The sequence below is a fragment of the Xanthomonas sp. LMG 12460 genome, from assembly GCF_009192895.1.
Taxonomy (GTDB): domain Bacteria; phylum Pseudomonadota; class Gammaproteobacteria; order Xanthomonadales; family Xanthomonadaceae; genus Xanthomonas_A; species Xanthomonas_A sontii.
Window position 1 is genome coordinate 22,803 of record NZ_NKUH01000051.1, and the last position, 24,224, is coordinate 47,026.

Here is a 24,224-nt window from a genome sequence, read left to right on the forward strand (position 1 = left end):
CACCTTCTATCGACCAATTGATGGCCTCATACAAACCATACGTTGCCCGGATCGGACGTCACGCTAGCGTGGTCGCGCGTCATCCCAAACTTCACCCGCACTTCGAATACCCACAATTCAAGCACGTCGCACACCCGTCCATGATGACCAGCGCCTTGGTATTGCACTTGTGGCACATCGTGGCCGACGGCGGGAAACTCGCGCCGTCGCCGGTGACGGCGATGTCCTCTTCGTGGTCGGCGGTGGAGTCGGCGGACACCGCACCCTCATCCGCCCTGCGGGCACCTTCTCCCGCAGGAGAAGGAACCGCCTTGCCTACTTCACTGTTTTTTTTTGAGCGTTCTTCGTACTGCTTGCGCTTCTCGGCGATCAGCGCGCGCTGGTGGTCGCTCATTTCCGGGTCGTGCAGCAGGCCGATCGACTTCATGTGCTCTTCGACGATGCTGCCCAGTTCGGCGACCAGCGACGGCATGTACACGCCGCCGGCCTTGAAGTAGCCGCCCTTGGGGTCGAACACGGCCTTCATCTCGTCGACCAGGAAGGTGACGTCGCCGCCCTTGCGGAACACGGCGGACATGATGCGGGTCAGCGCCACGATCCACTGGAAATGCTCCATGGACTTGGAGTTGACGAAGATTTCGAACGGGCGACGCAGTTCGTGCTCGGTACCGGCGTTGAGCACAATGTCGTTGAGGGTCACGTACATGGCGTGTTCCACCAACGGCGATTTGATCTTGTAGGTGCTGCCGATCAGCACGTCCGGGCGCTCGATGCGCTCGTGCATGTGGATGATGTTGTCCGCCGGCGCTTCGGCCTCGGCGGTGGCACGGTCGATCGACGAGGCGGGCACCGCGGCAGCGGCGTCGCGCGCCTTGTCCTCGGGGGTGACGACGGCGTAGCCCTTGATTTTCTGGTCGATCTTGATGGCCATGAGGCGTGCGTTCCTGGAAGGCGGAGCGGGACGGGCGTGGGCCCGGCCTCTCTCCCGCGCACGGGAGAGAGGGTGCGACGGGACGGCTTACTTCTTGGCGCGGGTGGCCGCGGCCTTCTTGCCGGCGGCCTTGCGCACGGCGGTCTTCTTCACGGCGGCGCTCTTCTTGGCGACCTTGGCGGTGCTCTTCTTGACCGCCTTGGCGACCTTCTTCACCGCTTTCTTGGCGACGGCCTTCTTCGCTGCAACCTTCTTCGCCGCTTTCTTCACTGCCTTCTTGGCAACGGCCTTCTTGGCGGCGACCTTCTTGACCGCCTTCTTCGGCGCGGCCTTCTTGGCGGTCACTTTCTTGGCGGGAGCCTTCTTCGCAACGGCCTTCTTGGCAGCGGCCTTCTTCGCCGGCGCCTTCTTCGCAGCCGCCTTCTTGGCGGTCTTCTTGCCGCCCTTGGTCAGCGCGGCCGCTTCGGCCTGGGCGCTGGCCTTGGCCGCTTCCAGCTTCTTGCGCGCGCTGGCGACGGTCTTCTTGACGGCCTTGCCGGCCTTCTCGGCGCGCTTGGCCACGGCCTTCTCGGCCTTCTTCACCGCCTTGCGGGTCTTGGCGACCTGGTCCTGCACGCGCTTCTGCACGGTCTCGGCGGTCTGCTTGACCGTGGCGACGGCCTCGCTGGCGGTGGCGGCGATGGTCTCGCCGACGTTGGTGGCGGTTTCTTTCACGTTCTCGGCGACCTGCGTCAGCGTCGCCGTGACGCCATTCCCATTGCTCATAAAACCCTCCTCAGGGTGTCAGTGTTTATGTCACGCGGGCGATGCTATACCGATTGCAGCGAAGCGGGGAGCCGGAAACGGCGACATTCGGCGGACGGTGGGGAAGCGTTGGGGAAGCACGGCGTGCCGCGCTCCAGGGCTTCCACCGCCGCCCTCCCCTCCGCCGGCGCGAAGGGGGAGACGGGACGGCGTCAGAACTTGCCGTAATACCCTTCTTTCAGCGCATCGAACAGGTTGGCGGCGGTGTGCATCTCGCCGTCATATTCGATCTGTTCGTTGCCCTTGACCTCGACCACGCTGCCGTCTTCCAGCTCGAAGCGGTAGGTGGTGTTCTCCAGGTCCGCCTCCTTCACCAACACGCCCTGGAAGGCGGCCGGGTTGAAGCGGAACGTGGTGCAGCCCTTCAGCCCCTGCTGGTGGGCGTAGCGGTAGATGTCCTTGAACTGCTCGTAGGGATAGTCGGTGGGGACGTTGGCGGTCTTGGAGATGGAGCTGTCCACCCACTTCTGCGCGGCGGCCTGCACGTCCACATGTTCCTTGGGGTGGATGTCGTCGGCGGCGATGAAGTAGTCCGGCAGGCGCGCGGCCGCGTCCTCGGCGAACGGCATCGCCTTGGCGTTGACCAGGTGGCGGTAGGCCAGCAGCTCGAAGGAGAACACGTCCACCTTCTCCTTGCTCTTCTTGCCCTCGCGGATCACGTTGCGGCTGTAGTGGTGGGCGAAGCTCGGCTCGATGCCATTGGAGGCGTTGTTGGCCAGGCTCAGCGAGATGGTGCCGGTGGGGGCGATGGAGCTGTGGTGGGTGAAGCGCGCGCCCACCTCGGCCAGTTCCTCGACCAGCGCCGGCGCCACCTCGGCGATGCGCTGCATGTAGCGGCTGTATTTGGCGTGCAGCAGCCGGCCTTCGATACGCTCACCGACGCGCCAGCCGTCGCGGGCCATCTCCGGGCGCTGCCGCAGCATCGCCGCGGTGACCTCGAAGGTCTCCTGCATGATCGGCGCCGGGCCCTTCTCCTTGGCCAGCGACAGCGCGGTCTCCCAGCCGGCCACGGCCATCTCGCGGGCGATGGACTCGGTGAACTCGCACGACTCGGCGCTGCCGTACTTCATGCGCAGCATGGTCATGGTCGAGCCCAGGCCGAGGAAGCCCATGCCGTGGCGGCGCTTGCGCATGATCTCGTCGCGCTGCTGCTGCAGCGGCAAGCCGTTGACCTCGACCACGTTGTCGAGCATGCGGGTGAACACCCGCACCACTTCCTTGTATTCCTCCCAGTCGAAGCGGGCGCGCTCGGTGAACGGCTCGCGCACGAAGGTGGTGAGGTTGATCGAGCCGAGCAGGCAGGCGCCGTAGGGCGGCAGCGGCTGCTCGCCGCAATTGTGGGCGTGCAGGCCGTTGCCGTCGAAGGTGTTGATGCCGGGGACCTGCACGTCGTAGACGTCTTCGATGCCATCGGCGGCCACCGACTGCACGGTCGCCACGAAGCGCTCGCGGTTCAACTGGCGACGGTAGCCGGACAGCAGCGCCTTGAGGCGGTTGGCCTTGGCGGTGTCGGCAAAGCCCACCCGTTGGGCGAAGGCATCGAGGTTGTCGCCGCTGACGACCAGTTCGTGCTGCGCCTTGGTGGCGTAGACACGCGTGCCGCCGTGCCCGTCGGGCAGCAACGCCGTGCCGGCGGAGCGCCGGTCGCGGTAGATCTGCGAGGCGATGCCCAGCCGCAACAGCATGCGCTGTGCTGCCTCCAGCCGCGCCAGGTCGGACTGTGCCAGGCGCACGCTGACGCCCTTCTCCTGGCTGTCCTGCACCGAGCCGTCGGTGTCGAACAGGCCACGCAGGAAGCCGCGATGGAAATCGCTGGAGGTCTTCTCGACGGCCGGGGTGATCGCCTTGTCGCCCGGACGCAGGCCCAGCTCCAGCGCCAGATCGCGCAAGGCGGCCGACTTCAGGCGGTACTCGCCACGGTCGCGCACCTCGCTCCAGCCGGCGAAGTCGGCACGGTGCGGCAGGCTGCGCGCGCAGCGCAGGGCTTCGTCCATCAGCGCCATCGGTGCCAGCGGCGCCGCATTGACGGCGGCGGCCTGCGGCCAGACAGACAACACGGCGGCGTCCTGCTTGAGCGTGCCGTCGCCCACCAGCATGCCGAGGAGGAAACCCTCCTCATAGCTGCGTGCGCCGCCCCACTCCGCACCGGCACGGTGATTGTTGAGCAGCACCCGGTCGCCTGCGACCAGTTGGTCCGCCTGGCACCATTGGGTGTCCAGCGACCAGCGGGTCTGCCGCACCACGCGCCGCACGCGGTGGTCTGCGGTCAGACGCAGCGCGTAACCTTCCTGCGTCTGCAGTCGCACCACCTGCTTGTGCGCGGTCTTGAAGAAACCCTCCGCACCGGTGGCATGGTCGCCGCCATCGACCCGCGCCAGGAACGGCGTTCCCAGCAGATCGGCGACCTGACGCGGCCCCTCGGCGGTCTGCACCCAGGTGTCGGCGGTCACGCAAGGATTGGTCGCGCGGATGTTCTCGCACCACCAGTTGTTGTTCATTTCGTTGACGCGGTCGATCAGGATGAAGCCCGGCTCGGCGTAGTCGTAGGTGGAGACCATGATCATGTCCCACAGGTGGCGGGCGCGGATGTGCCCGTACACCTTGCACGCGACCAGGCCGTCGTCGCGCACGATGTAGTCCTTGTGGGTGGGCCAGTCGCGCCAGACCACGGCGCTGGCGTCGGCCAGGTCGACGTCGGCCTCTTCCTTGCGGTTCACCGGGAACACCAGCGGCCAGTCGGCGTCCTGCTCCACCGCCTGCATGAAGCCGTCGGTGATCAGCAGCGACAGGTTGAACTGGCGCAGGCGCCCGTCCTCGCGCTTGGCGCGGATGAAGTCCTTCACGTCCGGGTGGGACACGTCGAAGGTGCCCATCTGCGCGCCGCGGCGGCCGCCGGCCGAGGACACGGTGAAGCACATCTTGTCGAAGATATCCATGAACGACATCGGCCCGGAGGTGTAGGCGCCGGCGCCGGCCACGAACGCGCCGCGCGGGCGCAGCGTGCTGAACTCGTAGCCGATGCCGCAGCCGGCCTTGAGGGTCAGCCCGGCCTCGTGGACCTTCTCCAGGATGCCGTCCATCGAGTCGGTGATGGTGCCCGACACGGTGCAGTTGATCGTGCTGGTGGCCGGCTTGTGTTCCTGCGCGCCGGCATTGGAGGTGATGCGCCCGGCCGGGATCGCGCCGCGGCGCAGCGCCCAGGCGAAGCGCTCGAACCAGTGGGCGCGCTGCTCCTCGCCGGTCTCGGCATCGGCCAGCGCCCGCGCCACGCGCAGGTAGGTGCCGTCGATGTCGGCATCCAGCGGATCGCCCTGCTTGGTCTTGAGCCGATACTTCTTGTCCCAGATGTCCTGCGACGCCGGCTGCATCGGGATGGGGTCGTGCTTGGATCCGGTCTGGACGACTTCCAGGCGCACCGTACTCATTCTGCTGTGTTCTCCTCGAACCTGTCCCGATGGGGCGGATGGGTGGTCATCCGCCGTGTGTCTTGATCTATATCGCACTTGCGCTGCACGGCAGCGACGGCCGCGGCAGCGCGCGCGGCGCCTGCCCTCGACCGACCGAAATTCCCCGAATCCGCGACGTCCCCTGTCACCGTCCCGTCATGCACTGCCGAGCGCGCCCCTGGATGTGAAGTCCTGGTGAAGAAAACCCTAGTTCTAGTGCCGTACCGAATCGATACCGCTACATGTAGTGGCTAATGCAAGCGTGAACGCTAACGCCGGGCAGGCCGACTGTCAACGTCGTCGCGCGCCGATCACGTGACATCGAGCGGGTGTGCACGCGGGGTGCCGTGGCGGCCTTGCGCAGGCGGCGTCGGAACGCTTTCACTGGCGGTTAAACGCCGCGCGTTCATCTTGATTTACGCGCACGCGCGCCCATCTGCCCCACGTCTCCCGCGTTCCCCGGAAACCGACCTCATGCGACCGCTGCCCACGCTGCTGACCCTGACCGCCGCCGCTGCCTTCGGCGGTTTCGCCGCCACCGCCATCAATGCGCAACTGGACAACCGCGCCGAGGCCGCGCCGGTCGCGGCGCCGCCGCTGTCCGGGGCCGCGCGCCTGCCGTCCGCGGTGGCCGGCGAGCCGCTGCCGTCGCTGGCGCCGATGCTGCAGAAGGTGATGCCGGCGGTGGTGAGCATCAACACCAAGCAAGTCGTGCGGGTGCGCAATCCGTTCTTCAACGACCCGATCCTGCGCCGCCTGTTCCCGGACATCCCGCAGGAGCGCATCAACGAGTCGCTGGGTTCGGGTGTGATCATCGACGCGAAGAACGGCTACGTGCTGACCAACCACCACGTGGTGGAGAACGCCGACGACGTGCAGGTGACCCTGGCCGACGGGCGCAGCTTCAAGGCCGAGTTCATGGGCTCGGACGCGGACACCGACATCGCGCTGATCCGGATCAAGGCCGACAACCTCACCGAGATCCGCCTGGGCGACAGCGACAAGCTGCGCGTGGGCGATTTCGTCGCGGCCATCGGCAACCCGTTCGGCTTCACCCAGACCGTCACCTCCGGCATCGTCTCGGCGATGGGCCGCAACGGCATCCGCGGCCTGGGCTACCAGAACTTCATCCAGACCGACGCCTCGATCAACCCCGGCAACTCCGGCGGCGCACTGGTGGACCTGCGCGGCGAACTGGTCGGCATCAACACCGCCAGCTTCAACCCGCAGGGCAGCATGGCCGGCAACATCGGCCTGGGCCTGGCGATCCCGTCGAACCTGGCGCGCGCGGTGGTCGACCAGTTGATCAAGAACAACGGGGTGATGATCCGCGGCACCTTCGGCATCGAGACGCAGAACCTGACCACGCAGATGGCGCAGGGCCTGGGCCTGTCGGCGCCGCGCGGGGCGCTGGTGACGCGGGTGCTGGCCGGCTCGGCGGCCGCGGCCGCCGGGCTGCAGCCGGGCGATGTGATCACCGGCGCCAACGGCGAGCGCCTGGACAGTGCCGAGGCGCTGCACAACTACGAGGGCCTGCAGCCGGTGGGCAGCACGGTCACCCTGGACGTGCGCCGCGACGGCAAGCCGCTGCAGCTCAAGGCCACGCTCAAGGAACAGCCGCGCGCGATCAGCGGCGAGTCGCTGGATCCGCGGCTGAGCGGCGCCACCTTCGCCGACCTGCCCGAATCGCTGCGCCAGTCCGGCATCTCCGGCGTGCTGATCGGCAACGTGGCGCGGGGCAGCCGTGCGGCGCGCAACGGCCTGGCCAGCGGCGACATCGTGGTGGCCGCCTCGGTCGGCGAGTTCGCCGACCTGGCCAGCTACCGCGCCAACTTCGCGCGCAAGCCGGCGCAACTGGTGCTGCGCGTGGTGCGCGGCGGCGCGCAGGCCGACCTGGTCATGCAGTGAGCCGGCGCGCTCAGTCCAGGCGCGCGGCGTAATCGTCGCGCACGTGCTGGTTCAAGTAGGTGGTGAGACCGCGCCCGGCGGCGGCCAGGCGCTGCATCTCCATGACCTGGAGCAGGCCGGGATGCTGACGGTCGTAGCGGTAGGTGGCGCCGTCGGCGAAGCGCAGCACGATCCAGTCCGGGCCGCTGGCGTAGGCGACCACCCCGGCATGGCCGCTCCGGTTGCCGTACGCGTGCATGACAGTCACTCCGGGACTTGGCCGCTCGGCGGCGAGCGCCGACACTATGGCGCACTGCCTGCGGCGACGAGCTAACACCCCGTACACCCCGCCGATGGTATTGGTGTCGCCCGTTCTGCGCAGCGTCCGCATCGGCGGACGGCAGGCCCCCAAACCCCAGAGGAGACATGCCCATGAATGCCAGCCCGACCAATACCGAGAACCTCAAGGACAACCTGAGCGAAGCCGGCGCGCACCTGAAGTCCGCGGCCAGCTATGCCGGCGATGCGATCAAGGGCGCTGCCGGTGCCGCCGGCGAAGAACTGAAGCTGGGCAAGGCCAACGTCAAGGCCGAGCTGTCCGACAGCGCGCTGTCCGGACTGGCGGCAGCCGAGTTCGGCGGCGCGGCGGCGAAGGAGCAGGTGGACGTGCTGCTGGACAAGGGCCGCGACCTGATCGACAGCGCGGCCGAGCTGATCCGCGAGCGTCCGCTGGCCTCGTTCGGCGTGGCCTTCGCCACCGGCTGGATCATCGCCAAGCTGGCGCGCAGCGGCGGCGACAAGTAAGCCGCGCGTGAGCGAGGAGCAGGCCCGCACCGACGGCGCCCCGGCAGACGCCGCGGCCGCACCGTCGCTGGAGGAATCCTTCCGCGCGCTCGGCACGGCCGGGCGCGAAGGACTCAATGCCACCCTGGACACCGGCCGCGCGCTGCGCAAGCTGGTGGCCGCGGACTTCGCCCTGGCCCGCGCCGCACTGGCGCGGGCACTGGTGTGGCTGACCGTGTCGGTGGCGTTCGGCGCCTCGGCCTGGATGCTGCTGATGGGCGCGATGATCGCCCTGCTGCAGCGCATGGGCTGGTCGTGGCTGGCGTCGATCTCGGCGACTGCGGCCTTCAGCCTGGTGGTCACCGCGCTCGGCGCCTGGCAGGCGCTGCGCTACTTCGACATGAGCAAGCTCGACGCCACCCGCCGCCAGTTGGCCAAGCTGGGCATCGGCGGCGACGACGAGGACGGCGACGAGGATGTCGCCAAGCGCGAGGCCACGCCATGACCCTGCGGCAATTGCAGCACCGCATCGCCCGCGCCGAAGCGGTGCTGGAAGGACGCCAGGAGCAGGTGCGCACGCACTGGACGACCCTGCAGCAGGTCTGGCGCGAAGGCTGGACACCGTGGCGGATCGTGATCGTCGGCCTGGGCACCGGCTTCCTGGTCGGCCGCGCCGAACCGGCGGCGGTGGTCGGCAAGCTCGGCGGCGCGCGCTGGCTGCAGATGCTCAGCGCGCTCTCCAGCCTGATCAACGCCACCACCGCCAAGAGCGCGTCCGATGACGCCGAGCGCGCCTCCGACGATGCCGAGGAAGCGGCGGACACCGCACAGGATGCGGCCGTGGATGCCGCCACCCAGGCCCCGCCTCCCGTTGCACCCGTTCCCCCATCCGCTGTCCGCCCGCAGCCGCCGCGGCCGCCGATGGCCTCGCGCCCCGGGCAACCCGCCGCGGCCGAAGCGGCCACCGACCTGTCCGAGCGCCAGGGCAAGGACTGACGTTCCTGGGATCGGCGCGTGGCTGGCCTGGGCCGCCACGCCGCGCGCACGCGGCGGCCACGCCGCCTTGATATCGCGCCGGCCACGATCCGGCCTACACTTCGCTTCCTTTTCGACGCCGTTCGGCGCGTGCACTGCGGCGCGCGCCGCGGCCACTGCATCGCAGGTCCGATGAGCACAGTTCCCGATCCCGCGGTCGTCGCCGACGACGCCCCGCACGGCCCCCTGCCGCCGCCGCCCGCTCCGCGCCCGCGCGGACCGGTCTCGCTGGTGGTGCTGGCCACCCTGGCGGTCTGCTACACCCTGTGGGCCGCACAGGACGTGATCCTGCCGATCCTGCTCGCCGCCTTCTTCGCCCTGGTCGGCAACCCGATCCTGCGCATGCTGCAACGGCTGTACCTGCCGCGCTTCCTGGCCGCGCTGCTGGTGCTGCTGTCGGGCATGGCGGTGGCGACGACGCTGACCGTGCAACTGGCCGGTCCCGCCGCCGAGTGGGCGCAGCAGGCGCCGGCGCAGCTGCGCCACCTCGCCACCCAGGTGCGCGACCTGACCAAGCCGATGCAGCAGGCCAACCAGGCCGCGGAGAACTTCGCCCGCGCCGCCGGCGGCGAGAGCGGACGCCGCGTGCAGGTGATCCGCACGCAGATGGACGACCCGTACAAGGCGCTGGTGCGGACCCCGCGAGTGGCCGCCTCGGCGCTGGCGGTGGTGTTGCTGACGTTCTTCTTCATGGTGTTCGGCGAGAACCTGCAGCGCCATGCGATCGCGCTGCTGCCCAGCCGCCAGCAACAGAAATTCACTACCGAGATCCTGCGCTCGATCGAACGCGAGGTCTCGCGCTACGTCCTGACCATCACCGTGATCAATACGCTGGTCGGCCTGATCTTCGCCGGCATTTTGATCCTGCTGGGCATTCCGCCGCAGGAAGCGCTGCTGTGGGGCACGGTGGTGGCGCTGCTGAATTTCGCGCCCTACGTGGGGCCGCTGATCGGCGCGGTGCTGATGCTGCTGATGGGCTTCGTCGCCTTCCGCGAACCGCTGAGCGCGGCGCTGCCGGCGATCCTGTACCTGGCGCTGCACACCCTGGAAGGCCAGGTGGTGACGCCGATCGTGCTCGGCCGGCGCATGGCGATCTCGCCGCTGATGCTGATCCTGGCGCTGATGCTGTTCGGCTGGCTGTGGGGCATGATCGGCCTGCTGCTGGCGGTGCCGCTGCTGGTGTGCATCAAGATGGTGCTGGCGCGGGTCGAAGGCATGCAGCGTTGGTCGCGGTTGCTGGAGTGAGGCCGGGATTGGGGAGTCGGGATTGGGGATTGGCGGAAGCGCGCGAGTGCTGTCTACCGGGCCCGGCCCGCGGCGGCGGCGACGCTTGGCGTAAAATGCGCCGGTGACTTCCATGCCCTCCTTCCCCGTCCGCGCGATCACGCTGGATCTGGACGACACCCTGTGGCCGTTCGCACCGATCGGCGCGCGCATCGAGCAGGTGCTGCACGACTGGCTGCTGCAGCACAGCCCGGCCACCGCCGCGCGCTTCCCGGTCGCGGCGATGCGGCAGTTGCGCGAAGCGGTGTTCGCCGCGCATCCGCACCTGCACCACGACCTCAGCGAACTGCGTCGGCTGACCCTGCGCCGTGCGCTGCAGGACAGCGGCGCCGATGAAGCGTTGCTGGAACCTGCGTATGCGGTGTTCCATGCCGCGCGCAATCAGGTGGAGTGCTACCCGGACAGCATCGCCGCGCTGGAGCGCATCGCCGCGCGCGTGCCGGTGGTGGCGCTGAGCAACGGCAACGCCGACCTGGCCACGATCGGCCTGGACCACCATTTCGCCTTCCAGCTCAGTGCCCGCGAACACGGCGCGGCCAAGCCGGACCCGGGCATCTTCCGCGCCGCCTGCGCGCGCCTGGGCCTGCCCTGCGCACAGGTGCTGCACGTGGGCGACCATATCGAGATCGACGTGGTCGGTGCGATGCAGGCCGGCCTGCGCGGTTGCTGGATCAACCGCGAGGCGCAGGCCTGGCATCCGCCGACCCCACCCGATCTGCACTTCGACACCCTCACCGGCCTGGCCGACTGGCTGGACGCGACCCAGCCGGCCGACGCGGCGCGCGCCTGATCCGCGCCCTCTCGCCCACCGGTCTTCTCCCTCTTCCAAGGATCCGCTGATGTCCCTGCCGACCGGCTTCACCGACGCCTCCACCCATGCGCTGCCGCTGTACGTGCTCGACCGCGAGCACCTGGCCGAATGGCGCGCGGCGCAATCGCCCGCGTGGGTGGCGTGGATGGACACCCAGCAGTTCATGGCCGCGCCGGGCAGCGTGCTGCTGCTGCCGGGTGCCGACGGCGTGGCGGCCGCGGTGCTGGGCGTTGGCGATCGCGGCGATGCGTATGCCTACGCGCATGCGCCGTTCGCGCTGCCGGCCGGCAGCACCTGGCGCGTGGACAGCGCGCTGGACGCCGACACGCTGGCGACCCTGCACCTGGGCTGGGGCCTGGGCAGCTATCGCTTCGCCCGCTACAAGCAACCGCCGCGGCTGCCGGCACAGTTGCTGGCCACGCCGCAGACCGAAGTGTGCGACCTGATCGCCGCCAGCCTGCGCGTGCGCGACTGGGTCAACACGCCGACCGAGCACATGGGGCCGGAGCAACTGGAAGAGGCCGCACGCGCGATCGCGCAGGAACACGGCGCGCAGTTCGAGAGCATCGTCGGCGACGCGCTGCTGGAGCAGAACTTCCCGGCGATCCACGCGGTCGGCCGCGCCTCGCACCGCGCGCCGCGCCTGCTGGTGCTGCGCTGGGGCGAAGAGGCGCATCCGCACGTGGCGCTGGTCGGCAAGGGCGTGTGCTTCGACACCGGCGGCCTGGACCTGAAGCCGGCCGACGGCATGCGCAACATGAAGAAGGACATGGGCGGCGCCGCACACGCGCTGGCGCTGGCCGGGCTGGTGATGGCGCAGCGCCTGCCGCTGCGGCTGACCGTGCTGCTGCCGGCGGTGGAAAACGCCGTCGGCCCGAACGCCTTCCGCCCGGGCGAGGTGATCGCCACCCGTCAGGGCACCAGCGTGGAGATCGACAACACCGACGCCGAAGGCCGCCTGGTGCTGTGCGATGCGCTGGCCTACGCCGGCGAGCAGCGCCCCGACGCGATCCTGGATTTCGCCACCCTGACCGGCGCGGCGCGCATCGCCCTGGGTCCGGATCTGCCGGCACTGTTCTGCAACGACGACACGCTGGCGCAGGCCTGGATCGCCGCCGGCGAGCGCACCCGCGACCCGGTCTGGCGCATGCCGCTGTGGCGTCCTTACCTGCGCTATCTCACCAGCTCGGTCGCCGACCTGGCCAACGCCGGCTCGCGCATGGCCGGCGCAGTGACCGCCGCCCTGTACCTGGAGCGCTTCGTGCCAGCGCGGCAGGCCTGGGCGCACCTGGACGTGTACGCCTGGAACGACAGCGACCGCCCCGGCCGCCCGGCGGGTGGCGAAGCACTGGCGCTGCGTTCGGCATATGCCATGCTGAAGGCGCGTTACGCGGGGTAAATCCGGCAGGAGCGCGGCGCGCGACCTAGATCTTGTCGAGCACAGCACCTCGCGCCATCCGTTTCGAATTCCGAGGCGCGGAACCGGTCATGCCGCCAGCGCGTCCATCAGAGATTTAGCTGTCGACACAATCATAAGATCTGCGTTCTCGACCACATCCTCTTTTGTTCCATGGCCGAGACTGAACAAATAGAGTTGCGCGCCTTCCCGACGCGCAAACTTCATTGCAGGAATGAAGTCACTGTCTGCCGTGACAAGTACGATGACTTCCACATGCTTTTTTAGAGTCAAGGCAGCGATATCCATGCCGATACGCATGTCCACGCCTTTTTGCTTGATGACCGGTTTCAGGTCCGAGCTTTTCAGCTTCAACGTGTCAGACCCGGCATCGTAGTTCCCCGCGCTCTTCAGCGACTTGAACTTTGCCATCCAACCATCGTGGCTGCATTCGCCCTGACGAAGCGCAAATGGGGAAGCTTGGCAACATCCCTCACCAAGGCCACGTTGGATTGGAACACAGGCGTCTTGTCGTACTCGATGACCTCGCCAGTGACAGGCTGCTCAACCGATCTTCCAAGTGGCGCAGCGTCGTAGTAGTAGACGCGATGCAGAAGGCAATCCTGAAGGCATTCGTGCTTGCGAATTGCCTCTACAAGTTGCTGTATGCGGTTGGCGGAAACTTCACCGCTCGACTTCAATTTTCTTTTGATGAATCCCGCATCCAGCAGGACGGCAAAGCGCCGATGCATGCCCATCTCCCTAGGCAATAAGATGGCCGGATGCAGGTGGGGGGCAAGCCCCGCTTATATGTCACCTGCAAACGGCCGGTTTTCGGTTCAAATACTGATACCAATCGACGGTACCGTCAAGTGAAACCCTTACCAGTGACGCCGGCAGTTTCAAATCAGGCGACATCATTGGTGGTGCAACCAAACCTCGGACATCCAGAGACAAGTAGCCACGACGTCGGACATCGTCCTTGTCTTACCGCCGTTGACAACAGGAACACAGCTGTCAACCCGCCAACGCCTCCAGCGAATCGCGCTCGATACCGGCGTAGATGGCGAACTCGTCGTGCACCGTCGCGCCCAGCGCCTGCTCGAACGCGGCGCGGTTGGCGTGCGCGGCGTAGGCGCGCTGTTCGCCGCCGCCGAGGTTGGACTGGAAGATGCCGGCGGCGCTGACCGGCAGGAAGTCCTCATAGACGATCGGGTCGGCGCTGGCCAGGCCGTCGGCGATCAGCGCTTCGGCCGGCTTTCCGGCCAGGGCCTCGGCGCCGGCGGCGCGACCGGCGTCGGTCAGTGCGTAGCGGAAGTAGCCCAGGCCCTCGCGGCGCAGGGTGGCGTAATCGTCCGGGAAATCGGCGAAGGCCGCCTGCAGGCGCGTGGCGTAGTCGGCACCGGCGCTGCCGTCGGCGGCGCGTGCGCGTTCCAGCAACGCGTCGTACAGCGCGCGGCCCTTCGGCGTCAGGGCCAGCCCGCGCTGCTCGATCTCGCCGAACCGCGCGGTGTGGGTGCCGGCCTCGGCGTCGTCCGCGCCGGCGGGGAAGCGCACGGTTTCCTCCAGTGCCTTGAAGCTGGTCTGGCGCAGCAGGATCGGGCAGGCGCGACGCGGCGGGCCTTCGATCACCGCCTTGGCATCGATGCCCCGGCGCAGCATTTCCGCCTGCGCCGCGTCGATGTCCAGGGTACGCGGGGTCAGGTGGTTGATGTGCGGGCCATGGAAGCTGACCACGTCGGCGATCAACTTGTGCGCCTCGCTCAGCGCGCGGTAGGTCGGCAGGCTCACGGTCGCGTCGCTGTGCCAGCGGAAGGTTTCCAGCGCCTCGGCGACGAAGCGCTGCGCGTCGGCGTCGGCCAGGCCGCCGTCGCGTTCGCACTGCGCGATCAACGCGAGCGCGCCGTCGGTGAAGATGCGCCGCTTGGCGAGGATCTGCGCCGCCTGCTCGCGCAGCGCCGGGTCTTCGATCAGCTCCAGCCGCAGCAGCGAGGTGAACACGCGGAACGGATTGCGCGCCAGCGCCGCCGCCTCCAGCGGGCGGAACGCGGTGGAGTGCACCGGCACGCCGGCCACCGACAGGTCGTAATAGCCGACCGGCGCCATGCCCATCACCGCGAACAGGCGGCGCAGCGTGGCCAGTTCCTCGGCGGTGCCGACGCGGATCGCGCCGTGCCGCTCCTGGTCCAGGCGCGCGCGTTCGTCGTTGCGCTGCAGCTGCGCCTCCAGTGCCGGGTCCGCGGCCAGGGTCTGCGCATTGACCTGCGCCACCAGCTCCATCAGCGTGCCGTACAGCGGCACCTCGGTGCGGTACATGTCGGACATGGCCTGCGCGAACAGGCTGCGGATAGCGTCGGGCGAAACGAAGGCATTGGTCATCGGGCGGTCCGGGACGGCGGTGGCGCCGGCGGCAGGACCGGCAGAACGCCTATTCTCGCGCTGTGGCGGCGGCGCGGCCAGTGCGGATGAATGCGCGGCGCGTACCGGTGCGGCACGCGAGTGGCCGGCACCGCTGTCTCCTTCTCCCGCCGGGAGAAGGTGCCCCGCAGGGGCGGATGAGGATCCGGGCGCAGCCTTGTGCACCCAAACTGCCTGGGGCGCTGCGCGCCCCGACCCTCACCCCAACCCCTCTCCCGGGGGGAGAGGGGCTTGTGTGCGCTGACGTTGATGCATACCGGTGCCTGCATGCCGTGCAGGGCAACGGGACGTTCGCGCAACGACATGGGCGCACGTGCAGGCGGCCGCTCTGTGTCGTTGTGCTGCACCGCGCTTATTGCGTACGCGTGGATCCGTCCTGCGGCTGTGCCGCGGCGCGATCGCGTGCGGCGCGGTCGCCCAGTTGCCGGCGCAACAGCGCGTCCAGCACGATCGGCCGATCCCAGTGGTCGTAGCTGGCGACGATGGCATGGCGCAGCGCGCGGTAGGCCAGCGAGCCGGGCGGCGCGTCCATGTCGCTCGCCACCACTGCCCAGCCGGCAGGGACGCCGGCCGCGGTGCGGGCGCGCACCACCTCGCGGTAAGGCCGTCCCGCGGCCTTGGCCAGGAACGCGGCGACATAGACATCGCGCGGCGGCCAGCGCCGCTCGCGCAGCAGCACCTCGGCATAGCCTCGCGGCATCTGCGCGTAGCGCGCCACCTCGTCCAGGAAGCTGTCGGGGTAGCGCGCGGCGTAGCGGTCGATGTCCAGCAACTGCCGATCGATCCAGGCATCGTCGGTACCGGGCACCTCGACCGGTGCCGTTTCCCCGCTCTCGAAGGCAGGGGCGCGCGCGGGCGCTACCGTCCCCTGCGCCATGGCCGGGCCGACAGCCAACAGGGCAGCGCACAGGAACAGACCGGCAGGAGACGGAAGCGGAGGCATGCGTCGATTCTGCCGGAGGCAGTGGGCGCTGTCAGCGCGGCAAGCTGGCAGGGATGTGCACCGCAGGCTCGGCGGTGTCGCGGCTGAAGCCCCTCCTACGCGACAAGGCCAGAGGCCGGTACGCCACGCCGCCTGACGCGGCAGCGGCTCAGCCCCGCTGCAGGCTCGCCGCATGCCGGTTGAGATCGGCCACCGCCTGCGGCCAGTCCGCGGCCGCGGCCACTTCGCGCAGGCGCGGTTCGTCGGCCGACAGCCCGTGCTCGGCCTCGTGCGCCCAGGTGGTGGTGTACGGCGTATGGATGCCCCAGCCGCCGAGCGCGATCACCGGCTCCACGTCCGAGCGCAGCGAGTTGCCGATCATCACGAAGCGCTCGGCGCCGATACCGAACTCGGACAGCACCTTGGCGTAGGTCTTGGGATCCTTCTCCGACACCACCTCGATACGCGGGAACAGCTCGCCCAGGCCGGACTGCGCGATCTTGGCTTCCTGATGGAACAGGTCGCCCTTGGTGATCAGCACGATCTCGAACTCGGCCGCGATCGCCGCCACCGCCTCGCGCACGCCGGCGATCACCTCCACCGGATGCTGCAGGGTGGCGCGGCCGATCTCGACGATGCGCCCGATGTCGTGCGCGGAAATGCGCGCCTCGGTCAGCTCGATCGCCGCTTCGATCATCGACAGGGTCATGCCCTTCACGCCATACCCGAAGACCTTGAGATTGCGGCGCTCCACCGCCAGCAGATGCTGCAGGGTGCCGGCGTCCTGCAGGTCCAGGTACTGGCCGAGGATGGCTTCGAACGCGGCCTCGGCGTCGCGGTAATAGTCCTCGCTCTTCCACAGGGTGTCGTCGCCGTCGAAGCCGACCAGGGCGATGGGAGAGGAACGCAAGGCGGTAGGTGTCGGCATCATCCGCCAAGCATAGCAGCGGGTCGCCGACCAATAGACGACAGGCACTGTCCTGCAGCACAACGCACGACGGCGGCCCAAGGCCGCCGTCGTGGTGAAGCGTCAGCGTGCACCACGAGGCTCGTGGTACACCAGGGTCGCTCGTGGTACACCAGGGTCGGCCCCGGCCAGGCGGCGCGCGTCCTCATCGCCGCGCGACCGCCTTGCCGGTACCGCTCCGGTTACTGGCCGCCGTTGCTGTCGCTGCCGGTCGCCGCGCCGCCCTGCTGCTTGGCGACGTAGGCCTTGTACTCGTCCGGGGTCAGCTTGCCGTCGTGGTTGGCGTCGGCCTGCGCGAAGATCTGGCTGAGGCCGGCGTTGACCTGCGCCTCCTGCTTGCTGATGGCGCCGTCCTTGTCGGCGTCCACGTCGGCCCAGGTCTGGGCGCCGCCGGAGGCCGCGCCGGCCTGCCCGCTCTGGCCGGTGGCGCTGGTGGACGACTGCGTCTGCGCCTGCGCGGCGGCATCGGCCTGCGCGTCCTGGGCGAACGCCGGCAGGGCCAGCGCGGCGGCGAGAAGGGCGGCGGTACCGATCAGCGGGGTGCGGGTGCGAATGTTCATGGGTGGATTCTCCTTGGCTCTCTCGGTGTGGCATGTCCGGTCGATTCCGGAACACGGCGCTACCGTGCCGGTCTCAGACTGAATCCATTCCCTGTCGAAATTCGCCGCAAAACGCTTCGTTAACCACGGCGTGCGCGCAGCACGCTACCGCGCTGGTTAGGGATCGGTGAGCACGCGGTAAGGCGACCATTCAAGACGTTTGGATTGCAGAAAGAAAACGTCTGTTTCAGCGTGTTTCGTGACCGCCGTCGCCGGCGTTTTCGCTTGAACGCGCCCTGAATACAACCCACGCGAGGGCCACGCCGGAGAGGGCGCCGGCCACTTCCAGCACCACCCGCGAGCCCAGTTCGTCCGGATCGTGGATGCTGGCCAGGGCGATGCGCGCGTACAGCGGCGACTCCAGGCGCACGATGCTGGTGTAGAACAGGTTCCAGCAGTCGATCCCGGCCGACACCGCCACCGCGATCAGGCAGGCGCCGCCGAGTTGCTGGCCCTCGGACCAGCCCAGCCGCCGGCCCAGCCATTGCCACAGCGCATACACCAGGAAGCCGACCGCCAAGGCGATCAGCCCGGCTTCCAGCGAGCCCAGCAGGCCGAAGTGCAGCGGCAGGTTCATCGGGTGTCCTCGGTCGGCAAGGCCGCAAGTCTAGAGGCTGTCGCGCATCGGCGTGCGCCGCGCCACGTCAGCACGCGAATCAACTGGCGTTTTCGGCGATCGCGCTCACCACCGGCGCGCCGTCCTCGTCCCAGCGCACCGTCATCAGCATCGGCTTGCAGCACACCTGGCAGTCCTCCACGTACTGCTGCACGTCCACCGACGGATCCAGGGCGACGTCGATCCATTCGCCGCAGTAAGGGCATTGCAGGTCGACGAACTGGTGCGTGCCGGTCATGGGTGGTCCGTGGCGAAGACGAGGAGGCGCTAGCGCACCGGCACGTCGAAGGCGACGCCGGGGCTGGGCTCGGGCTGGAAGGTGTAGTGCCACCATTCCATCGGATAGTTGACGAAGCCGCGCGCGGCCATCGCCTTCAGGAGCTGCTGACGATGCCCGCGCTGGGTGGCGTCGATGGCCGGCGTGTCGGTGTGCGCGCTGGGGTCGAAGAAGTCGAAGCCGGTGCCCATGTCCACTGCGCGGCAAGCGCCCTGGCGGCAGTCCAGCAGACCCAGATCGACGGTGGCGCCACGGCTGTGGCCGGAGTGTTCGGCGATGTAGTCGCCGAGCAGCACGCCCTTGTCGAGCTTGGGGTAGTAGCGCGCCTTGGCGACCTGATCCTGCGGATCGCGCGCCCAGGCGACGAAGGCGCGGACCGAGCGCTGCGGCCGATAGCAGTCGAACACCTGCAGGCGGTAGCTCTTGGCCTGCAGGTCGCGTTGCACCTGCGCCAGGGCCTTGGCCACCGGCGCCAGCAGATAGCACTTGGGCGCGTCGTAGCCGGGCACCGGGCGACCGGTGAAGTTGTCGTGGCCGGCGTAGCGGATGTCCATCGCGATGTCCGGCGCCAGCGTGTGCACGTCGACCAGTCCCGCCTGTTCCGGCGTGGTCGCCGGCGAGGTGGTCGGTTCCACCGCGAACGTAGCAGGCACGACGGCGAACGCGAGCGTCAGGCCCACTGCGCGCAGCGCGCCAGCCCGGCGCCCGGGGCGCGACGGAGAAAGGTGGCGGCAGAAGCGGTCATGCGGCATGTGTGCAGCATAGGCCATGGCCGCGGCCGCTGTCCTGCCGCGCGCCTGCAACGACGCGCGATGCGAACTGCGCAAGGCAGGGCGGCCAGCGGCGCGTGCCGATGACCGCCCTGCGCGGGGCGACTCAGCGCCCGGGGGCTTGCGACTGGGTCTGGGTGCGCTGCTGGTCCTGCACCTGCCGCTCCTGCGCCTGGCGCTGGGTCTCGGCCGCCAGTTGCTGCTGGCTCTGCTCCAGCGGCACGGTCGCCGCCTGCTGACGATCGACATACGCGCGATGCACGTCGTGCGCGTTCTCCGGATTGCGCTGCACCGCGATCATGCCGCGGCCATCGGTGCTGGCGACCAGGTCGTCGATGCGCGACATGCCGCTGACCTTGGCCTCGAACGCCAACTGCCCGGCCGCACGCTGCATGGACTCGCGGTCGCCGTAGCCACCGTTGCGGCCCTGCTTTTCCAGCTGCGCGACCGCCTGGTCGAACAGCGGACTGTCGCGCCGCAGTTGCTCCAAACCCTGCTGCCGCTGCACGCTGCGGTCGAGCGCGCCCAGCGTCTCCGGGCCGGCCTTGCCGTCCACGCCCTTCAGGTGCTGGTCCTGCTGGAACTTCTCCACCGCCGCTTCGGTCTTCGGGCCGTAGGTGCCGATCGCATCCTTGGCCTCCAGGTAGCCGAGCGTGGCCAGTTTCTCCTGCAGGCCCTTCACCGCCTCGCCCTGCGCATTGCGCGCCAGCACGCCGTTGTGCGCGGCCGGCTCGCGATGGCCGTCGTGCGGCTTCGGCGCGGTGTGCCCGTCGCGCTGCTCGCCGGGCTTGGCCACGGTCTTGCCGAGGTCGGCCAGCTTGAGCAGGTCGGCCTTCTCGTTCTCGGCGCGGTTCTCCAGCGAGTCCAGGGTCTTCTGCTTGTGCACGCGCGGGAACAGCTCCTTGACGTGCTCGGCCTTGTAGTCCTGCACCGCGCTGACGATCTCCTTGTCGGAAATCTTGGACAGATCCGCCTGCTTGCCGAACTTCTCTTCCATGGCGCGCAGGAACACGCCGGACCCGCCCGGCTTCTTGTCGCTGCCCGGACCGTACTGGACCGCGGTGCTCCACATCGCGTCCTGCACCGCCGGGCCGCGGTCGGACAGGTCCATGCCCTTGTCCTTGAGCCGGTCGACCAGTTTGTCGAAGTGGGTGCGCTTGATGTAGTCGTGCTGTTCCTGGCCGAAGCCAGGGTCGGTCTTGGCCAGTTCCTTCCACTTGGCGCTGAACTCGGCGGAACCCGGCTTGAGGCCGGCGAAGTCGTCGCTGTACTTGCTGTCCTTGACGAACGCGGCGACGGTGCCGCCGTTGATGACCTTGCCCTCACGGGTCGTCGTCTGCGAGGTCATCTGGTACGAGCCGTAGGACACGCCGCCCGGGTCGTCGACGCCGGAGGACACGGTCGACGCGCCGCGGCCGCCGGTCTCGTAGTGTTTGGAGGTCTGGCCCAGTTCCCAATCCTTGTCGCTCATCGCGTTCTCCTTGGCAGGACGCGCGGCGTGGAAAGCGCCGCGCGTCGGGTTCGATACAGGGGTGGTCAGTGCGCTTCGAGTTCGTCGGCGCGGTGCGCGGTCATTTCCAGCCGGCATTCGGCCGCATCCACGCGCTCGGCCTGGCCGCCGTCCGGATCGGCGACGCACTTTTCGTCGCGCTCGGCGATCCACTTGCGCTGCCGCTCGCGCAGCGCGTGCTGCTCGGCCTCACTCAGTTTGGCCATCGCCGCCTTGTAGGCGGTGTTGAGGCGCTGGTCCTGGTAGGCGTGTTCGTCGGAAATGCAGTCCAGCATCGCCGGGGTCGCGCCGCCGGCGGCGGTGATGCAGGTGTCGTAGGACGGTCGCAGCACGGGGGATTCTCCTGAAGCGGTGGAAGGGGTGGGCGCCGCAGCCGGTGCAGCCGGCGTGGCCGCGCCCGCATCGCCCTGGGTACCGGCATCGTGCGCGGCGGCAGGGGACGCGGCGGCCGCAGTGTCCGCCACCGGAGCGGCCGGTGCCTGCGTCTGGCTGGGGGTGGAAGACGGCGCACTGCACGCGGCGGCGGCCACGCACAACAGCAGCAGGGAAGAGTGTTGGAACGCCTTGGCGATGGCCATGGTCGGAATGCGTCCTTGTCGTTTGCGCGAGCGGGAAGGCGAGGTTCTAATCGATCGTCGTGCACACTGTCCATCGCACGCCGCGATGGCAGGCGATCGTGTTTGGCCGGCGTTGGGCAATGTCGCGCCGGCGCATGCGCGGCGGTCTTGCGCAGCGCTCGACATCGCCACGCACGACCACCGCCGCGCAACGCGCGACGGCGGCCGTTGCCGCGAGACCGATCAGCGCGGCGCCTGGGTCTTTTCGCGCTGCGGATCCGGCTGCTGCGCCTGCTCCTGCGTCTGCCGCTGGGTTTCGGCGGCCAGCTGCTGCTGGCTGCGCTCCAGCGGCACCGCCGCGGCCTGCTGCCTGTCCACGTAGGCACGATTGACGTCGTGCGGATTGTCGGGATTGCGCTGCACGGCGATCAGGCCGCGGCGGTCGCCGCTGAGCACCAGGTCGTCGATGCGGTTCATGCCGCTGACCTTGGCCTCGAACGCGACCTGGCCGGCGGCGCGCTGCATCTCTTCGGCGCTCTTGAAGCCGCCGTTGGGTCCCTGCTTCTGCAGGTGGTCCATGGCCTGCTTGTACAGCGGGTTGTCGGCCAGCGCCGCCGCGTCGGACTTGGCCTGCGCCGGCTGCTTGGCGATCGCCTCCAGGGTGGCCTTATCGGCGATGCCGGTCGGCGCCAGGCCCTTCTCGCGTTGCAGGTTGGCGACCACTTCCTTGGTGCGATCGCCGTAGTAGCCGGTGCCGCTGAGCAGCTTGCCCTGGTCGTCCTTGACGCCCAGTTCGATCAGGCGCTGCTGCATCGCCTTGACGTCGGCGCCCTGCTCGCCCGGCTTCAGCGCCGTGCGCGGCTCCTGCGCGCCCTGCGTCTGCGCCTGGGTCTGCTGGCGGTCCTGCAGCAGGTCGCGGCCCTTGGCCAGCGGATCGGAGGCGAACAGCTTGGCGTTCTGATGCGTGGCCAGGTAGTCGTCCAGCGGCATGGTGTTGACGCCCTTGCTGCCGGTGGACTGGCTGACCAGCAGTTCGCCGCTCTTGGGATCGCGCACGACCATCATGATGTGGTCGATGCCCTTCCAGTGCTCGTGCGCGGTCTTGCCTGAATCCACGCCGATGACCATGCCTTCCTTCAGCGCGCCGGGCTTGAACACGTCCTTGCCCTCCAGCAGCACGCCGGAGCTGTCGTAGGCCTTCTTGACGATCTCGCCGGAGCCGGTCATGCCCTGCACCAGCATGTCCTTCTGGGTGAACACGTCGCGACCGGCCTTGCGGTTGATCTCGTTCATCGTCGCGTTCTGCAGCTCGGTGACCCAGCCGGAACAGTCGATGTAGCCCTGCGACAGATGCTTGCCGTCCACGCCGGGGTGGTAGTACTTGCTGCTCTTGACGTTGATCGCGTACTTGACGTCGTCGTGCTTGACGCCCAGGTCGTAGGCGGCGGTCAGCGCGATGCCGTCGTGGCCGCCCTGCTTGCCGCCGGCCGGTGCCGGCGTGCGCGCGGGCGCCTGGGCGGCCTGGCCCTCGGCGAGCGGCTTGATGCCCTTTTCCGGGATCGCGATGTGGTCGTACTTGGCGTCCCAGTACTTCACGAAGGCCTTGGCCATGTCCTGGTCGGACAGCTTCTTGAAGTCGGCCAGCGAGGTGCCGGTGTAGGCCTGGAACTGGCGCGCGCCCTGCGCATCCTTTTCGCCGGGGACGTTGTTGAGGATGTTGGCGCGGGTGCCCTTCAGCTCGAAGTGGCCGGTGGCGATCGCGGTCTGGATCGAGCGATAGCCGCCGGCGCCCTGCTGGTGCGCCATGTACATGTCCAGGCCGTCGGGCTGCGCATTGCCGGACAGGTAGGGGCGGCCGTCGCGCTCGTGCTGGCGGGTCAGGCTGTTGCGGTTGTCCTGGTACATGCGCGCGGCGGCATCGGTGTTGGCCACCGCGTCGAGCTCGCGACCGCGGATGCCGTAGGCGCTGGCGGCGCCGGGCGTGAACTGGAACAGGCCCTTGGCGCTGTTGGGACCGCGGCTGGCCTGCTCGTCGAAGCGGCCGCCGGTTTCGATGTAGGCGAAACGCATGAAATCGTCGACCGGAATCTGCCGCTGCCTGGCTTCCCGCTCGATGATGTCGAGATTCTCTGCCTTGGTGGTATCGCGTGCCATCTCGTGTAACTCCTTGAGGTTGAGGTACGGCCATCGCGGCCGCCTGGGTCAACCGAGCTCGTCCATGAGCTTGTTAGTGCGCGGTCAACAGAACGATTGCGTACTGCGGAACATCGGGTGCTGCGTCACCGGCGCGCCGCCGCGCGCCGTGGAGTCATGCGACGGGCGTCGGCTGATACTGGCCGCTGTCCGGGTCGTAGGCGTACTGCAGGACGTCGCTGCCATCGAGCAGGCGCGCGCGGCCGGGACCGGCGATCGCGGTGCCGTGCAGCGCCACCCGCAGCGCCGGCATGTGCTGGCCGGGCACCGCCTGGAATTCCAGAGCACCGTTGCTGGACACGTGCGGCACCACGCCGTCCGGGTCGCTGGCCGCCTCGTTGTCCTCGCCGGCCGCCACCGTGCCGCAGTAGACCCAGCTACGGTAATCGCCGAGGTCGTGCCGGTTCGGATCGAACACGAACATGGCGAAACCGGCTTCGGTGATGCCGTTTTCGAAGCGGGTGGTCGGCACGGCCAGCAGCAACCGGCCATCGCCCAGCGCATGCTGCTGCGGCGCGCGGGTGGTATCGAACGCATCGGCGCGCGCGTAGGCGCCGAAGCTGCCGACGTAACGCTGCGCATGCAGCACCATCCACGGCCGCTCGCCGCCCGGGGTGGTCAGCTGGAAGGTCGCGGCACCGAGCGAGACGCCCTCGCCGGGGTTCGGGAAGGTTTCCGCATCGTCGATGCCGTACCGGCCCGGCGTGGCGTAGCTGAAACCGGTGTAGTACCGCTTGCCGTCCAGCTCGAAATGCCGGCCGCCCCAGAAATTCACCACGGCACCGTTGTCGATCTCGTAGGACACGGCGCCATCGCCGTCCCAGCCGTAGATCAGGTACAGCACGCTGCCCGCATCGGGTGGCACTTCGGGAGCGGCGCGCTTGTTGTCGTTCGACATGTCCAGAACATCCTGTATTCGGTGAAGAAGCCGGAAGAACCCACCTGCACATTCCGATGCGCCCCGCTACCGCGGCCGGCGTGACCCAGGCGGCGCACGACGCGGACGCGGCGCGCTGCA

24 protein-coding genes are annotated in these 24,224 nt (G+C 68.7%); 7 read left to right on the plus strand and 17 right to left on the minus strand.

Translation table 11 applies throughout. From position 1 onward, the window contains the following. Positions 1-91: 91 nt before the first annotated feature. The 3 genes from CEK66_RS11740 to CEK66_RS11750 form a co-directional block, all read right to left on the minus strand. Positions 92-931, minus strand: coding sequence for an NrdJb (locus CEK66_RS11740; protein ID WP_152237027.1), 840 nt, complete (start codon positions 929-931; stop codon positions 92-94). 87 nt (positions 932-1,018) lie between these two features. After that, positions 1,019-1,696: a hypothetical protein gene (locus CEK66_RS11745; RefSeq protein WP_017913189.1), complete on the minus strand. Its 678-nt coding sequence runs from the start codon at positions 1,694-1,696 to the stop codon at positions 1,019-1,021. Between the two features lie 191 nt (positions 1,697-1,887). Beyond that, positions 1,888-5,160 carry an LAGLIDADG family homing endonuclease gene (locus CEK66_RS11750; protein ID WP_152237028.1) on the minus strand — a complete coding sequence of 1,091 codons (3,273 nt, stop codon included), beginning with the start codon at positions 5,158-5,160 and terminating at the stop codon, positions 1,888-1,890. Between the two features lie 495 nt (positions 5,161-5,655). Between CEK66_RS11750 and CEK66_RS11755 the strand changes: the two genes are divergently transcribed. Continuing rightward, on the plus strand, positions 5,656-7,089 hold the full coding sequence (locus CEK66_RS11755; RefSeq protein ID WP_017913191.1) for a Do family serine endopeptidase: 1,434 nt from the start codon (positions 5,656-5,658) through the stop codon (positions 7,087-7,089). A 10-nt stretch (positions 7,090-7,099) separates the two neighbouring features. Here the strand turns inward: CEK66_RS11755 and CEK66_RS11760 are convergent, their stop codons facing one another. Then, a complete protein-coding gene (locus CEK66_RS11760) occupies positions 7,100-7,327 on the minus strand; it encodes a hypothetical protein (RefSeq protein ID WP_152237029.1) in 228 nt (75 codons plus the stop codon). Between the two features lie 173 nt (positions 7,328-7,500). Between CEK66_RS11760 and CEK66_RS11765 the strand changes: the two genes are divergently transcribed. From CEK66_RS11765 to CEK66_RS11790, 6 genes are all read left to right on the plus strand, one after another. Then, the gene (locus tag CEK66_RS11765) at positions 7,501-7,872 is read left to right on the plus strand and encodes a hypothetical protein (protein ID WP_010340149.1); all 372 of its coding nucleotides are present in this window, start codon (positions 7,501-7,503) and stop codon (positions 7,870-7,872) included. Between the two features lie 7 nt (positions 7,873-7,879). Next, complete coding sequence (locus tag CEK66_RS11770) at positions 7,880-8,356, plus strand: phage holin family protein (protein ID WP_152237030.1); 477 nt, start codon at positions 7,880-7,882, stop codon at positions 8,354-8,356. After that, the gene (locus CEK66_RS11775) at positions 8,353-8,847 is read left to right on the plus strand and encodes a hypothetical protein (protein WP_152180541.1); all 495 of its coding nucleotides are present in this window, start codon (positions 8,353-8,355) and stop codon (positions 8,845-8,847) included. The genes CEK66_RS11770 and CEK66_RS11775 overlap by 4 nt, the downstream gene beginning before the upstream one ends. Positions 8,848-9,018: 171 nt before the next feature. After that, positions 9,019-10,131, plus strand: coding sequence for an AI-2E family transporter (locus CEK66_RS11780; protein ID WP_152237031.1), 1,113 nt, complete (start codon positions 9,019-9,021; stop codon positions 10,129-10,131). A gap of 112 nt (positions 10,132-10,243) precedes the next feature. Beyond that, positions 10,244-10,960 carry an HAD family hydrolase gene (locus CEK66_RS11785; protein WP_017910744.1) on the plus strand — a complete coding sequence of 239 codons (717 nt, stop codon included), beginning with the start codon at positions 10,244-10,246 and terminating at the stop codon, positions 10,958-10,960. Positions 10,961-11,009: 49 nt separating this feature from the next. Further along, on the plus strand, positions 11,010-12,380 hold the full coding sequence (locus CEK66_RS11790; RefSeq protein ID WP_152237032.1) for a leucyl aminopeptidase family protein: 1,371 nt from the start codon (positions 11,010-11,012) through the stop codon (positions 12,378-12,380). Positions 12,381-12,467: 87 nt separating this feature from the next. Here CEK66_RS11790 and CEK66_RS11795 read toward each other — a convergent pair whose 3' ends face one another. The 13 genes from CEK66_RS11795 to CEK66_RS11855 form a co-directional block, all read right to left on the minus strand. Next, positions 12,468-12,809, minus strand: a complete 342-nt coding sequence (locus CEK66_RS11795) for an NYN domain-containing protein (protein ID WP_152237033.1) — start codon at positions 12,807-12,809, stop codon at positions 12,468-12,470. After that, entirely contained in the window at positions 12,788-13,129 is a 342-nt protein-coding gene (locus CEK66_RS11800) for a hypothetical protein (protein ID WP_152237034.1), read from the minus strand. The genes CEK66_RS11795 and CEK66_RS11800 overlap by 22 nt, the downstream gene beginning before the upstream one ends. Before the next feature lie 265 nt (positions 13,130-13,394). Next, positions 13,395-14,756 (minus strand): VOC family protein, encoded by a 1,362-nt coding sequence (locus CEK66_RS11805; protein WP_152237035.1) that lies wholly within the window; start codon positions 14,754-14,756, stop codon positions 13,395-13,397. Between the two features lie 391 nt (positions 14,757-15,147). Continuing rightward, positions 15,148-15,738: a hypothetical protein gene (locus CEK66_RS11810; RefSeq protein ID WP_226977710.1), complete on the minus strand. Its 591-nt coding sequence runs from the start codon at positions 15,736-15,738 to the stop codon at positions 15,148-15,150. Between the two features lie 148 nt (positions 15,739-15,886). After that, on the minus strand, positions 15,887-16,645 hold the full coding sequence (locus CEK66_RS11815; RefSeq protein ID WP_039729194.1) for an HAD family hydrolase: 759 nt from the start codon (positions 16,643-16,645) through the stop codon (positions 15,887-15,889). A gap of 221 nt (positions 16,646-16,866) precedes the next feature. Further along, complete coding sequence (locus CEK66_RS11820; protein ID WP_017910738.1) at positions 16,867-17,244, minus strand: hypothetical protein; 378 nt, start codon at positions 17,242-17,244, stop codon at positions 16,867-16,869. Positions 17,245-17,470: 226 nt separating this feature from the next. Next, complete coding sequence (locus CEK66_RS11825; RefSeq protein WP_017916398.1) at positions 17,471-17,860, minus strand: membrane protein; 390 nt, start codon at positions 17,858-17,860, stop codon at positions 17,471-17,473. Between the two features lie 79 nt (positions 17,861-17,939). Next, the gene (locus tag CEK66_RS11830; protein WP_010340161.1) at positions 17,940-18,137 is read right to left on the minus strand and encodes a CPXCG motif-containing cysteine-rich protein; all 198 of its coding nucleotides are present in this window, start codon (positions 18,135-18,137) and stop codon (positions 17,940-17,942) included. Between the two features lie 29 nt (positions 18,138-18,166). Continuing rightward, positions 18,167-18,856, minus strand: coding sequence for a M15 family metallopeptidase (locus CEK66_RS11835; protein ID WP_152237036.1), 690 nt, complete (start codon positions 18,854-18,856; stop codon positions 18,167-18,169). 196 nt (positions 18,857-19,052) lie between these two features. After that, on the minus strand, positions 19,053-20,417 hold the full coding sequence (locus CEK66_RS11840) for an XVIPCD domain-containing protein (RefSeq protein WP_152237037.1): 1,365 nt from the start codon (positions 20,415-20,417) through the stop codon (positions 19,053-19,055). A gap of 65 nt (positions 20,418-20,482) precedes the next feature. Continuing rightward, the gene (locus CEK66_RS11845) at positions 20,483-20,788 is read right to left on the minus strand and encodes a lysozyme inhibitor LprI family protein (protein ID WP_017910734.1); all 306 of its coding nucleotides are present in this window, start codon (positions 20,786-20,788) and stop codon (positions 20,483-20,485) included. Between the two features lie 468 nt (positions 20,789-21,256). After that, on the minus strand, positions 21,257-23,167 hold the full coding sequence (locus CEK66_RS11850) for a peptidoglycan-binding protein (RefSeq protein ID WP_152237038.1): 1,911 nt from the start codon (positions 23,165-23,167) through the stop codon (positions 21,257-21,259). 154 nt (positions 23,168-23,321) lie between these two features. Next, complete coding sequence (locus CEK66_RS11855) at positions 23,322-24,104, minus strand: hypothetical protein (RefSeq protein ID WP_152237039.1); 783 nt, start codon at positions 24,102-24,104, stop codon at positions 23,322-23,324. Between the last annotated feature and the right edge of the window lie 120 nt (positions 24,105-24,224).

Bases quoted from the DNA above. Each gene is read 5' to 3' on its own strand.
- CEK66_RS11800 (WP_152237034.1), bottom strand. From the start codon at position 13,129: ATGCATCGGCGCTTTGCCGTCCTGCTGGATGCGGGATTCATCAAAAGA.
- CEK66_RS11790 (WP_152237032.1), top strand. From the start codon at position 11,010: ATGTCCCTGCCGACCGGCTTCACCGACGCCTCCACCCATGCGCTGCCG.
- CEK66_RS11795 (WP_152237033.1), bottom strand. From the start codon at position 12,809: ATGGCAAAGTTCAAGTCGCTGAAGAGCGCGGGGAACTACGATGCCGGG.
- CEK66_RS11820 (WP_017910738.1), bottom strand. From the start codon at position 17,244: ATGAACATTCGCACCCGCACCCCGCTGATCGGTACCGCCGCCCTTCTC.
- CEK66_RS11815 (WP_039729194.1), bottom strand. From the start codon at position 16,645: ATGCCGACACCTACCGCCTTGCGTTCCTCTCCCATCGCCCTGGTCGGC.
- CEK66_RS11855 (WP_152237039.1), bottom strand. From the start codon at position 24,104: ATGTCGAACGACAACAAGCGCGCCGCTCCCGAAGTGCCACCCGATGCG.
- CEK66_RS11825 (WP_017916398.1), bottom strand. From the start codon at position 17,860: ATGAACCTGCCGCTGCACTTCGGCCTGCTGGGCTCGCTGGAAGCCGGG.
- CEK66_RS11785 (WP_017910744.1), top strand. From the start codon at position 10,244: ATGCCCTCCTTCCCCGTCCGCGCGATCACGCTGGATCTGGACGACACC.
- CEK66_RS11810 (WP_226977710.1), bottom strand. From the start codon at position 15,738: ATGCCTCCGCTTCCGTCTCCTGCCGGTCTGTTCCTGTGCGCTGCCCTG.
- CEK66_RS11750 (WP_152237028.1), bottom strand. From the start codon at position 5,160: ATGAGTACGGTGCGCCTGGAAGTCGTCCAGACCGGATCCAAGCACGAC.
- CEK66_RS11780 (WP_152237031.1), top strand. From the start codon at position 9,019: ATGAGCACAGTTCCCGATCCCGCGGTCGTCGCCGACGACGCCCCGCAC.
- CEK66_RS11740 (WP_152237027.1), bottom strand. From the start codon at position 931: ATGGCCATCAAGATCGACCAGAAAATCAAGGGCTACGCCGTCGTCACC.
- CEK66_RS11850 (WP_152237038.1), bottom strand. From the start codon at position 23,167: ATGGCACGCGATACCACCAAGGCAGAGAATCTCGACATCATCGAGCGG.
- CEK66_RS11745 (WP_017913189.1), bottom strand. From the start codon at position 1,696: ATGAGCAATGGGAATGGCGTCACGGCGACGCTGACGCAGGTCGCCGAG.
- CEK66_RS11840 (WP_152237037.1), bottom strand. From the start codon at position 20,417: ATGAGCGACAAGGATTGGGAACTGGGCCAGACCTCCAAACACTACGAG.
- CEK66_RS11775 (WP_152180541.1), top strand. From the start codon at position 8,353: ATGACCCTGCGGCAATTGCAGCACCGCATCGCCCGCGCCGAAGCGGTG.
- CEK66_RS11755 (WP_017913191.1), top strand. From the start codon at position 5,656: ATGCGACCGCTGCCCACGCTGCTGACCCTGACCGCCGCCGCTGCCTTC.
- CEK66_RS11765 (WP_010340149.1), top strand. From the start codon at position 7,501: ATGAATGCCAGCCCGACCAATACCGAGAACCTCAAGGACAACCTGAGC.
- CEK66_RS11830 (WP_010340161.1), bottom strand. From the start codon at position 18,137: ATGACCGGCACGCACCAGTTCGTCGACCTGCAATGCCCTTACTGCGGC.
- CEK66_RS11760 (WP_152237029.1), bottom strand. From the start codon at position 7,327: ATGCACGCGTACGGCAACCGGAGCGGCCATGCCGGGGTGGTCGCCTAC.
- CEK66_RS11805 (WP_152237035.1), bottom strand. From the start codon at position 14,756: ATGACCAATGCCTTCGTTTCGCCCGACGCTATCCGCAGCCTGTTCGCG.